Origin of the sequence: Chryseobacterium sp. MMO-72 (assembly GCF_037146035.1) — a bacterium.
Classification (GTDB): Bacteria; Bacteroidota; Bacteroidia; order Flavobacteriales; family Weeksellaceae; genus Chryseobacterium; species Chryseobacterium indicum.
On the sequence record NZ_JBBCWG010000009.1, the window covers coordinates 85,997 to 98,761 of the forward strand.

At 37.3% G+C, this 12,765-nt stretch carries 8 protein-coding genes; 7 read left to right on the forward strand and 1 reads right to left on the reverse strand.

Going from position 1 to position 12,765, the window contains the following annotated elements:
• Positions 1-238 precede the first annotated feature (238 nt).
• The 5 genes from WFH39_RS13245 to WFH39_RS13265 all read left to right on the forward strand — a co-directional run bounded on the left by WFH39_RS13245 (position 239) and on the right by WFH39_RS13265 (position 7,486).
• Complete coding sequence (locus WFH39_RS13245; RefSeq protein WP_336690252.1) at positions 239-1,672, forward strand: PSP1 domain-containing protein; 1,434 nt, start codon at positions 239-241, stop codon at positions 1,670-1,672.
• On the forward strand, positions 1,665-2,129 hold the full coding sequence (locus tag WFH39_RS13250; RefSeq protein ID WP_336690253.1) for a gliding motility lipoprotein GldH: 465 nt from the start codon (positions 1,665-1,667) through the stop codon (positions 2,127-2,129). The genes WFH39_RS13245 and WFH39_RS13250 overlap by 8 nt, the downstream gene beginning before the upstream one ends.
• A gap of 6 nt (positions 2,130-2,135) precedes the next feature.
• Positions 2,136-4,514 carry a transglycosylase domain-containing protein gene (locus tag WFH39_RS13255; RefSeq protein WP_336690254.1) on the forward strand — a complete coding sequence of 793 codons (2,379 nt, stop codon included), beginning with the start codon at positions 2,136-2,138 and terminating at the stop codon, positions 4,512-4,514.
• Positions 4,515-4,588: 74 nt separating this feature from the next.
• Entirely contained in the window at positions 4,589-6,130 is a 1,542-nt protein-coding gene (locus WFH39_RS13260; RefSeq protein ID WP_336690255.1) for a protein adenylyltransferase SelO, read from the forward strand.
• An 81-nt stretch (positions 6,131-6,211) separates the two neighbouring features.
• Complete coding sequence (locus WFH39_RS13265; protein WP_336690256.1) at positions 6,212-7,486, forward strand: DUF6080 domain-containing protein; 1,275 nt, start codon at positions 6,212-6,214, stop codon at positions 7,484-7,486.
• Positions 7,487-7,586: 100 nt separating this feature from the next.
• Here the strand turns inward: WFH39_RS13265 and WFH39_RS13270 are convergent, their stop codons facing one another.
• Positions 7,587-8,126: an SPOR domain-containing protein gene (locus WFH39_RS13270; RefSeq protein ID WP_214587644.1), complete on the reverse strand. Its 540-nt coding sequence runs from the start codon at positions 8,124-8,126 to the stop codon at positions 7,587-7,589.
• A 184-nt stretch (positions 8,127-8,310) separates the two neighbouring features.
• Between WFH39_RS13270 and WFH39_RS13275 the strand changes: the two genes are divergently transcribed.
• Together WFH39_RS13275 and WFH39_RS13280 are read left to right on the forward strand one after the other, a co-directional pair.
• Positions 8,311-9,675, forward strand: a complete 1,365-nt coding sequence (locus WFH39_RS13275; RefSeq protein WP_336690257.1) for a c-type cytochrome — start codon at positions 8,311-8,313, stop codon at positions 9,673-9,675.
• 23 nt (positions 9,676-9,698) lie between these two features.
• Entirely contained in the window at positions 9,699-12,761 is a 3,063-nt protein-coding gene (locus tag WFH39_RS13280) for a TAT-variant-translocated molybdopterin oxidoreductase (protein ID WP_336690258.1), read from the forward strand.
• Positions 12,762-12,765: the final 4 nt, after the last annotated feature.

The window sequence follows — 12,765 nt, forward strand, 5'->3', positions numbered from 1 at the left end:
TTGGTTACATCTGTTAATAAATCATAAAATTTTAAACGTCAATGCAAAAGAAAATTATGTTTAAAATAATACTTTAAGTAAGATCATATCTAAGATTATCATTATTAAACGATTAAGCAGATTTATTTCGCACGCATCTCATTTTGTTTAGTTTTAAACAAAGGGATTCCCGAATATTTGATTATTTTAGACCTCATAAAGATAAAAATCATAAATTTGCAAATTAAATATATAATATATGAGTTGTGGATGTAAGACATCCGGCGATTCTGCACATTCTTGCGGACCCAAGAAAACCGCGAATGGCTGTGAAAATGTAAATACCTGTGGTAATAGTTATAAATTAAGTGTTTTTGACTGGCTTTCTAACATCAACAATCCCGCACCGAACCGATGCGATTTTGTAGAAGTTAGATTTAAAAATGACAGAAAATCGTTTTATAAAAATGTAAATAATATCCCGTTACATATAGGTAGTGTAGTAACAGTAGAATCGAGTCCCGGACATGATGTAGGTGTGGTAAGTCTCACCGGAGAATTAGTAAAGATTCAGATGAAAAAGAAGAAATGTTCTGAAGAATCGGCACTAAAAATATACAGACAGGCCAATCAGAAAGATCTGGAAGTATGGCAGGAAGCAAGAAAAAAAGAAGATAACGTAAAAATAGAAGCCCGAAAAATTGCACACAGACTGGGTCTTGAAATGAAGATAACCGATGTGGAATATCAGGGGGATGCCTCTAAAGTTACTTTTTATTATACCGCAGATAACCGTGTGGATTTCAGGCAGCTGATTAAAGAATATGCCGGAGCTTTCCGTACAAAAATCGATATGAAACAGATCGGTTTCAGACAGGAAGCCGCAAAAGTAGGCGGAATCGGATCTTGCGGAAGAGAGCTTTGCTGCTCCACATGGTTAACAGATTTCAGGTCTGTAAATACCAATGTGGCGAGATATCAACAACTGAGTATCAATCCTCAGAAACTTGCCGGACAGTGCGGTAAGCTAAAATGCTGTCTAAATTATGAACTCGACAGTTATCTTGATGCTTTAAGTAATTTCCCTTCTTCTTCTACCACTCTGGATACCGAAAAAGGAAGAGCTTTCTGTATTAAAATCGACGTTTTCAAAAAGAAAATGTGGTTTGCTTATGTAGAAAATTCAATTGCATGGTACGATTTTGATATCGATCTGGTTAAAAAACTGATTTCTAAAAATAAACGTGGCGAGAAAATACTTCCGCTGGAAGATCTTAAGCAGCCGGAAACGCCTTTTGCAAGCATTGATTTGATTCAGGAAAATAATGTAGACCGTTTCGAAAAGAAGAACAGAGGAAACAGGAATAAAAATCAGAACAGACCGAATAACAACAATCAGAATAACCAAAATCAGCAAGGTCAGAAGAAGAACAACAACCGACCTGAAAGACAGGAACGTCCTGAAAGAAGTGAAAAATCTGCTGAAAAGCTTCCGAGACAGGAAAAACAACAGCAAAATCCAAAAGCAAATTCTAATAATAACCAACCGAGACAGCAAAAGTCTCAACAGCCGAAAGCCCAGTTGGAAAAAGCAGAAGCTGCTACCACAGGTGCTGAAATTGAGAAAAAACCAAACCCAAATAAAAAGAAATTTAAAAAGAAGTTTCCTCCAAAAAAAGATAACAATGCGTAAAATTTTAGGATTATTTACACTTATTCTTTTCTTTAGCTGTAATTCTTCCACCGAAGGAGAAGTTTTTATGAATTCCGTTGATAATAAATGGAACAAGAAAAGTGAACAAAAATTTAATCTTGAAATTTCAGATCCTCAAAATCCGAAAAATATTATATTTGTTGTAAGAAATAACGACGATTATCCTTACAGCAATATAAGGTTCATCGTCAATTTCACCGACCTTCAAAGTAAGAAAAAGCAAACCGATACGTTGAATTATGTATTGGCAAAACCAAACGGAGAATGGCTCGGGACAGGTTTTGGGGACACAAAGGAAACTTTGTTTCAATATAAACTGAATTATAAATTTCCGGCAAAGGGAAAATATGAAATTGGTCTTACTCAGGCAATGAGAAACGACAACCTTCCGGGAATTGAAGACATTGGAGTAAAAATAGAAACGGCTAAACCGTAATCATCAATGGAAGTAAACAAACAAAATACTGGGAATAAAGGGAAAACCTTCCCTCTTCCACCTAAAAAGAAAGATACTACCTGGAAAAGGTGGGTAAAATTTATCTGGATCGGATTCTTTGCTTTGGTTTTAGGAATTTCAGGGCTTTTCTTTGCTGTATCGCAGGGGTTTCTTGGAGAAATGCCGGATGTAAAGGAACTTGAAAATCCCGACATTTATGTTGCCTCACAAATCTACTCTTCAGACGGGGTTCTTTTGGGTAAATTTGAAAAAGAGAAAACGCAGCCTATTATTTATAAAGATCTTCCGCCTTATTTAATCTATGCTTTACAGGCTAAAGAAGATGAGCGCTTCAAAGAACACTCTGGAATTGATTTACAGTCAGTTGCAAGAGCTGTGGTTTTTGGTGGAGGTCGTGGTGGAGGTTCTACCATTACACAACAGCTGGCAAAATTGCTGTTCACAGGAAAAAGAGCTGATAATAAAATAAAAGCTGTTTTTCAAAAACTGAAAGAATGGGTTGTTGCCGTAAGTCTTGAAAAAAGATATACCAAGGAAGAAATTGTTACACTGTACTTTAACAAATTTGACTTCCTGTATAATGCCAACGGAATTGAAATGGCATCGAAGATCTATTTTAATAAGAAAACTTCTGAGCTTACATTACCGGAAGCCGCAATGTTTGTTGCCATGCTTGAAAATCCCGTAAAAAACAACCCTATGAGAAATCCCGAAAGAGCAAAAGCAAGAAGGGATGTTGTTTTGGATCAGATGCTTAAAACAGGATATTTAGATCAGGAAACTTTTAATAAAGCAGTAGCAACACCTATAAGTATAGATTATCATCCAATTAAAAATATTAACGATGATTATTCAGCCTATTATAAGTTTTATCTGAAAAAGGAAATAGACCAATATCTTGACGATTACGAAAAAGAAACCGGCAAGAAACTAAATCTTTATAAAGACGGGTTAAAAATATACGTTACTCTGGATTCCAAGATGCAGAAATATGCAGAAGAGGCAATTCGAGAGCACTTAACGGATCTTCAGAAAAGATTTGATGCTGAACAGAGAGGAAGAAAAAACTGGCCGTTCTATTACCTGAATGACAAGCAGGTGAATGATCTGATGCTTCAGGCAATGAGAAGAACAGGACGTTATAAGCTTCTTAAAGCGGACGGAATGCCGGAAGATTCCATTCTAATGGAATTTAAAAAACCTGTTAAAACCTCAAGATTTACGTGGGCTGGAGAAGAAGAAGTAGAAATGTCTCCTTGGGATTCTATCAGATGGCACAAGAAAGTGGCGCAGGCCGGATTGATGTCTGTAATTCCGGGAACAGGAGAAATTAAAGCATGGGTTGGAGGAATCGATTGGCAGCATTTCCAATATGACCACATTAAGCAGGGTAAAAGACAGGTAGGTTCAACATTTAAACCTTTCGTTTACGCAACTGCAATTATGAAATTAGGTTTAACACCTTGTTCTACGATATCTAATGCAACATTTACAAAAGGAAACTATCGTGTTCCGGGAAGAGGCGGAATGCTTACTTTAAAAGATGCATTGGCGCACTCACAAAACCCTGTTGCGCTTCGTCTTGCCGAAATGACGGGAACACAGAGCGTAATACAAACCGCGAGAGATTTGGGAGTAACAGAAGAAATCTCCACAAGCTTACCAATGGCTTTAGGAGCTTCGGATATTACCATCTACGAAATGGTTGGAGCTTACAGTACTTTTGCAAACTATGGTAACTACAACAAACCGGAAATGATCTGGAGAATTGAAGATGCCAACAGCCGCGTAATTAAGGAAGTAAATGTAGAACCTAAAGAAGTGATGAATCCGCTGTACGCTTATACCATGATCGAACTGATGAAAGGTGTGGCACAGTACGGAACCGCTTCAGGAGAGTTAGGAAGAAAAGGAATTTCAAAAGACATTGAAATCGCCGGTAAAACAGGAACAACCCAGAACAACTCAGACGGTTGGTTTATGGGAATCGTACCGAAACTGGCAACCGGAGCATGGGTTGGATGGGAAGATAGAGCCACCCACTTCTACGGAACCGGAGAAGGACAGGGAGCTAAAATGGCATTACCAATCTGGGCAATCTATATGAAGAAAGTATGGGCAGATAAAAGCTTAAAAATCTCTCCGGATGATAAATTCGTAAAACCTTCGGAGTGGAAAGACGGCTGTTCAAACCTTAAAGGATTAGGAGCAGGTTATGGAGATGATGGCGGATTACAGACGCTTGATGAGATTAAAAATCCGAAACCGGCAGATCCAAGCGGACCGAAAACACCGGGTAAAAAAGAAGAAAATGTAAACGAAAACCTGAATACGGGGGAAGACATAGACTTCAATAATAAATAAATTCTTTTTTAGAAATACACAAGACCTTTCAATCATTTGGAAGGTCTTTTCTTTTTAATTTATACCTTTGAAGGATGAATATCGAAAATATACAGCAACCCTTTATAAAAAAATTTCCAGGAGATTTCTCAGGTAATACCCTACAGAGAAACACGCCCAAAGTCTTATTCTCCACCGTTGAGCCAGTAGGTTTTAACAACCCTGAATTAATTGCTTTCAACAAAAAACTTTCAGAAGCAATAGGACTTGGAAAATTTGAGGATAAAGATCTTAATTTTCTTGCAGCAACTAATCTCCCCGAAAATATCAAAACCTACTCCACCGCTTATGCAGGACATCAGTTCGGAAACTGGGCAGGACAATTAGGAGACGGAAGAGCCATTCTTGCCGGAGAAATTGAAAGCAATTCAGGAAACAGAAACGAAATACAGTGGAAAGGAGCCGGCGCAACCCCTTATTCCAGACACGCTGACGGAAGAGCTGTTTTAAGATCATCTGTTCGAGAATATTTAATGAGTGAAGCCATGTTTCACTTAGGAGTTCCTACAACCAGAGCATTGAGTTTAGTATTTACCGGAGAAGACGTCGTAAGAGATATCATGTACAGCGGAAATCCGGAACTGGAAAAAGGAGCGGTAGTCATCAGAATCGCAGAAAGCTTCCTACGTTTCGGTCATTTTGAATTGATGTCTGCCCAACAGGAATACAAAACATTGCAGGAACTTGCAGATTATACCATTGATCATTATTTCAAAGAAATTTCTTCGGAAGGAATTCAGAAGTATAAAGATTTCTTCGAAAATGTATGCCGCAGAACTGCCGATCTTATGGTGGAATGGTATCGTGTAGGATTTGTTCATGGAGTAATGAACACAGATAATATGTCGATTTTAGGCTTAACGATCGATTATGGACCTTATTCGATGATGGATGAATACGATTTAAATTTCACACCGAATACCACCGATCTTCCCGGAAGAAGATATGCTTTCGGAAAACAGGGACAGATTTCCCAATGGAACCTATGGCAATTGGCAAATGCCCTTCATCCTTTAATTAAAGATGAAAAATTTCTGGAAGATGTTTTAAATGATTACGGAAGCTATTTCTGGGAATCGCACGACAGAATGCTGTGCAGAAAATTTGGTTTTGATCAGTTACTAACAAGCGATGAAAAATTCTTTACCACATGGCAAAGTCTGATGCAGTATCTTCAGCTAGATTACACTTTATTTTTCAATGAGCTTGAAAAATATGATGACCAAAAAGATCTCAGACAACAATTTGAAAACGTTTCTTACACATTTTTAAATGATGAAAAGCTTTCGAAACTGGAGGATTTTATTAAAACATATCAGTCAAGGTTAGAAAAAAATATTATCTCAAGAGAAAAATCTTTGGAAATAATGCATAAAACCAACCCTAAATTTATTCTTAGGAATTATCTGCTGTATCAATGCATTGAAGAAATTAATAACGGTAAAACCGATTTGCTTACTAAACTGACTCACGCTTTAGAAAATCCTTACCACACTATTTATCCTGAATTTTCAGTGAAAAGACCTTCTGGCTATGATGGCGTTTCGGGATGCTCGATGCTGTCCTGCAGTTCTTAATTTTAAAATCATAAAAATCAATACAAAAACTCATCAGAATTGGTGGGTTTTTTATTTTACTTTTGCAGAAAGTTTTTGCAGGTGTCAAAATTCAAAACAAAATTTATCGGTTTTTTTAAATTGCTTTTTCCGTCTACCGGAGTTGAGCTTATTGTTTTTCTGTTTTTTCTCGTTGCGTACGGATATATGGGATCCTACATTGCGATTCATAATAAAATTATTTTTGATGCAAGAATTCCGTGGGATGCTTATTTCAGTTTTGATAATAAATCCATTGTAATGACGGGCGGAAGTTTTGAGAGACATCCCCTCTCTTATTATTTTTTTAACTGGATTAGAGAATTGGCTTTACTTTTCTCTAATGGCAAAATGGATGGAAATTTTCGTTTTGCTTTAGCCTGGATGAGTAATCTCGCGGTAAGCCTAAGCGTTCTTCAGGTGTTTAAATATCTCAAGAATATTATCCGGCTTCCTTTAACTTTAAGCATATTACTAATTTTGTTTTTCGGAGCATTTTCAACAAATATTCTCCTTTCTTTTACGCCGGAAAATTTTACCTACACCTTGTTTCTTCTAACGCTATTTAATCATTATTCCGCAATAAAACTAAAAAAAGAAGAGAGAATTCCGGCTTTGGCACTGGCTTTTTCTGGAATTACCATAGGAGGTTTAACGGTAACAAATATTGTAAAAGTTTTCATACCCGTAGCTTTTGAAAAGAACCTTTTTAAAGACTGGAAAAAACTCGGGAATGCAGTTTTAAGAGGAGTTTTTACCTGCATATGTTTCATTTTGCTTTATCTGAACAGAATTAATTTCAACTATGAAAACATCTTCAGCAAAACCAATGAACAGTATGAAAAATTTTCCAATGTAAATTCCACGCCGACCTGGGATATGATTCTTTCGTACTTTTTTGGCGGAAATATTCTGTTTTCAAATTTCCTGATCCGCGACAAACACAATATGAGCGGCTATCATTACAAAGGGATTATAATGACCGTTTATTCATCATGGATCCCCTATATTTTTATTGCTGTTTTACTGACATTGATTTGTTGGAGTTATTTTAAAAATTTCAGAAATAAACTCGTTCAGGTTTTAATGATTTCATTTCTGTTTGATGTTATCATTCACTGCGTTATGCGCTTCGGACTTCACACTTCTTACATCTACGGAGGTCATTTCGTTTTTATTTATCCTCTATTAATTGGATGGCTGTTTTTTGCTTATAAAGAATCGCCAAAAGTATTATCGTTTTTAACAGCTGTTTTCATCATTCTGTTTGCTTATCTTATCACGAATAACTATTTAAGAATGACAGAATTCTTTTGGTTTTTAAATAAATTTTATTAAAAATTAACTTCTTCTTCTGAAAAATTAAATTTTATAAACATAACAAAAAAGCTGAGAAATAATTTTTTCCCAGCTTTTATTTTGTATGAATAATTTTAAATTATTTTGCTTCCGCACAGAAAATTCTGTACTGCACCGCAACCGCCGATTTAAAATATTCTTTTACCTTTGAAAGATCAGAAGCTGCACTTTGTTTTGTGAAATAACTTCCTGCCAGAATTTTATAATTCGGTCTCAGAGAAGCATCTGTTTCCACCTTCAGGTTAGGGAATCTCTTTCTGAAATAAGCTTTTACCTCATTGGCTTCCTCATTACTTTTCACTGTTGTTATCTGAATTTTAAAGCCTAAAATTCTGGGGTTTTTTCTGCATATTTCAGCGTTGGTAAGCTCTCTGTTAGGAACATAAATTTTAGTAGGTTTTGATGGAGTATAATCCTCATCATCACTTCGTAAAGAAACTGACGAAGCTGTTTTGGAGCATTTATCTTCGATACTTTCCAAAGCAGTATTTACCTTAGCATCCATCGTTATGGTGAGCTCTGTCCCCGACAAAGTATCTTTTTTTACAACCTGTTGTGCATCAACACCATAAAATGCAAGCACAGAAACCACCGAAATTATTTTGATTAAATTTTTCATTTAAACTTGTTTCCGCAAATTTATACAAATTAAAAAATTATACCAAACGTGGTTATTTAGAATAATTACAAATTAAAAGGAAATGACATTTTCCCCTTTCCATATACCGTTAAATTCCTGTTAAATATATTATTTTTGCGGGATTGATTGAATGTTCAATATTTACTAACATAAGATAATTTAAATGATTAGTTGGAGAAAGCATTATAGACAGACGTTGATCGCAATAGGCTTATTGCTATCGACCAGTGCTTCAATTTACGGGCAGGACGGTGATCCTAAGAATGGTGAAAAGCTTTTCAAAGCGAATTGTACTGCATGTCACGCACTAGACAAAAAACTTGTAGGTCCTGCTCTGGGAGGAGTAGTTGCAAGACTGAAAAAAGATCAAAATCTAGACATTGACTGGTTTCAAAAATGGATAACAAACAATGAGAAACTTAGAGCTTCCGGAGACAAGTATGCCAATGAAGTATACGAAGCAAATGGAAAAGCGGCGATGCAGGTTTTTGAAGGAAAACTTTCGGAAAAAGATATCAACGATATCTTGGCATACACCTCAAATCCTCCGGCTGAAGAGCCTAAAAAGGATGATGCAAAAGCAACAGCAGCAACAACTGATCAGGCTGCTCCGGCAAACAACACTACAACAAGCGTAGTAATCATTTCACTTTTAGCAATCGCAGCGCTATTGTTTTGGATCTTGGTAAAATTAAGACAATTGGTAAAATTGGGTCAGTCAGACGACTTAGCCGGTCTTAACGAAACAAGAGTAAAATCTTTCAGCGAAATCTATGCAAAATATCACTATGTAGGAAAGGGATTAATCGCAATCCTTGCACTTCTGGCAACTTACGGAATCTGGAACTGGATCATGTGGATCGGGGTTTACAAAGGATATAAGCCAGAACAGCCTATTTATTTCTCCCATAAAATTCACGCAGGAGAACAGAAAATCGACTGTCAGTTGTGTCACTCCAGTGCCAAATACGGTAAAGTATCCGAAATCCCTTCGATGAACGTTTGTATGAACTGTCACAGAACAATTTCTGAATACAACGCAGATCACTACATGGAGCCAGGAAAAGATAAGGCTTTCTATGACGGAGAAATCAAGAAAATCTATGCCGCTACAGGTTGGGATCCTGAAAAACAACAGTACACAGGAAAAACTCAGCCGGTTGAATGGACAAGAATCCACAACATGCCGGACTTCGTATACTTCAACCACGCACAGCACGTTGTAGCAGGTGAACAGGCGATCATCAATTCTTTCAACAAAAAGAACCCTGACAACAAAATTGATGTTGTGTGTAAAGCTTGTCACGGAAAAATCGACACCATGAATGTTGTCCAAATGGCTAACGACTTTACAATGGGATGGTGTATCGAGTGTCACAGAACTACAGAAGTTGACATGAACAACGGTTATAATAAAGAATACTTCAAGAATCTACACGACAAGTTGAAAAAACAGTACCCTAAAGATGGTGGTAAGATTACGGTAGATGCTATTGGAGGTCTTGAGTGTGGTAAATGTCATTATTAATAACTAAAAATTAGAAGTATCAAATGGCTTCAAACAAAATACAATTCAGAAGTATTCACGAACTTAAAGATCCGGCTTTAAACAATAAGCTGGCTCAGAAAGAGTTCCAGGAAGAAATTCCGGTAGAAGATTTCCTTGATGATGCGGAAAAGAACGGTTCTGCTACTTCAAGAAGAGATTTCTTAAAACTATTAGGTTTCTCTACTGCAGCGGTAACATTGGCTGCCTGTGAAGCTCCGGTAATCAAAACGATTCCTTATGTGGTAAAGCCGCATGAAATCATTCCGGGGATTCCTAACTATTACGCTTCGACGTATTTCGATGGTTTCGATTTCGCAAGTGTTTTAGTAAAAACAAGAGAAGGAAGACCTATCAAAATTGAACCAAACCCGGCAGCAGGAGATTTAGGTAAAACCAATGCAAGAGCTCAGGCAAGTGTACTTTCTCTTTATGATAATGATAAAGTAAAACAGCCTAAATTTGAAGGGAAAGACGAAACTTTCGACAAAGTAGACAGTTTCGTTATCAAAGGACTTGAAGAAGCTAAAGCTGCAGGTAAAAGAATCGTTTTATTATCCCATTCTTTTGCTTCTCCTACTTTCAAAAAATTATTTGCAGATTTTAAAGCTAAATATCCTACAGCGGAATTAGTAACCTATGATGCTTATCCTTATGCTGCAGCATTAGACGCAGCTCAGGAAGTTTTCGGAACAAGAGCATTGCCTGTTTACGACCTTAAAGGAACGGAATTGGTGGTTGCATTCCAGGCTGACTTCTTAGGAGATTACAACGCAGGAGGTTTAGAATCTTCTTACGCAGTGGCAAGAACTCCGGGAAAAAATATGTTGAGACACATTCAGGTTGAATCCAATATGTCTTTAACAGGAGCAAACGCAGATTCAAGAATCAGACTAAAACCAAGCCAGGTAAACAAGACTTTAGTTGAAGTTTACAACGCAATCGTTGGCGGTGGTACCTCTGATAAAGCTGCATCTGAAATCGCAAAAGAATTATTGGCAAAAGGAAGCAAAGCAGTTGTTTTCGCTGATGGTTCTAAAGGAGCTCAGGTTTTAGCTCACTTAATTAACCAAAAATTAGGATCAGTAGCTTTCACCGGGAAAGCCAACTTCTTAAAAGATTTTGATAAAGCAAGATTCGAGGAATTCCTTGGATGGGTGAACGGTGGACAGGTTGGTGTATTGATCGCAAACAATGTAGATCCTATTTACTCTTACCACAAAGGAGAAGATTTCAAAAAATCGTTATCTAAAGTTCCTTATGTAATTGCAGTTGCAGATAAGAAAAATGAAATGTACAAAGCAGCGAAAGCTGTAATTCCTGTAGCCAACTGGCTTGAATCTTGGGGAGATCTTGAACCACAGACAGGAGTATATTCATTAATGCAGCCTACGATCCAGAAAATCTACAAATCAAGACAGATTGAAGAATCTTTATTGGTTTGGAAGAATGGTAAAAACAATGCTGCTAATAATTATTATGATTATTTAAAGGCAAATGCCTCTTCTATCTTAGGAGCAACTTCTTTCAACAAAGCTTTATATAACGGTATCAATGCTTCTTCAAATGCGACAACATTATCGTACGCAGGAGGAAACGGTGCACAGGCTGTTGCTGAAGTAAGCGGTTTCAAAGCTTCAGATTTAGAATTGGTATTGTATACGAAGACAGCAATGGGAGACGGAACTCAGGCAAACAACCCTTGGTTGCAGGAATTACCGGATCCAATTACAAGAATGTCTTGGGATAACTATTTAACAATGTCTCCGAAAGACGCAGAAAGATTGGGTATTGATAACGATCTTAACGCAAGAATGCAGTTAGACGGTTCTCTTGTAAACCTTACTGTAAACGGAGTAACAATAAAAGACGTTCCTGTATTCGTACAACCGGGACAAGCAGACGGATCAGTAGGTCTTGCGCTTGGATACGGTAAGAAAAACTCAGGAGCTACAGCTGACACCGGTGTAAATGCTTATCCTTTATTTGACGGTTCTAACTTAGTTGTTTCTAATGTTAAGATCGAAAAAACAGGAGAAGATCACGAATTCGCAGGGATTCAGCTTCAGAATACATTAATGGGACGTTACGAAATCGCTAAAGAAGTACCTTTGGCTGAGTTCTTAAACGTAGCATTTGATGATGAGCACAAAGGATGGAATAAGCCTTTGGAATACCACACCATCAGTGGAGCACTTCCTGCAAGAAAAATCGATCTTTGGGATGCATTTGATGACACCGATGGTCCTCACTTCAACTTATCGATTGACCTTAACTCTTGTACTGGTTGTGGAGCATGTATCATTGCTTGTCAGGCAGAAAACAACGTTCCTGTTGTAGGTAAGGAAGAGATCAGAATGTCCAGAGATATGTACTGGTTAAGAATTGACCGTTACTACTCTGCAAGACAGAAGGTAGAAGTATACGAAGGATTGAAAGAAGGAATGGCAGTTCCTGAATTATACGGAACAGCTTTCAACAAAGAAGGTGGTGCATTGAATCACCCGGCTGATAATCCGGATGTAATCTTCCAGCCAGTAATGTGTCAGCACTGTAACCACGCTCCTTGTGAAACTGTATGTCCGGTAGCGGCAACTTCACACGGTAAGCAGGGACAAAACCACATGGCTTATAACAGATGTATCGGTACGAGATATTGTGCAAACAACTGTCCTTATAAAGTAAGACGTTTCAACTGGTTTACTTATAACCTGAATGACAAGTTCGACTTCAACATGAATAACGATCTTGGAAGAATGGTTCTGAACCCGGATGTTGTGGTAAGAACTAGAGGGGTTATGGAGAAATGTTCTATGTGTATCCAGATGACTCAGACTACTATTCTTGAAGCTAAAAAAGAGAATAGAATCGTGAAGGACGGAGAGTTCCAGACAGCTTGTTCCAAAGCTTGTTCTACAGGTTCAATCAAGTTCGGAGATATGAATGACAAAGAATCTGAAGTGAGAAAGCAATATGCTTCAAACAGAAGATATTATTTACTGGAAGAGATCGGAACAAAACCAAATGTGTTCTATCACACTAAAGTAAGAAACAGAGTAGAAAAATAACGTT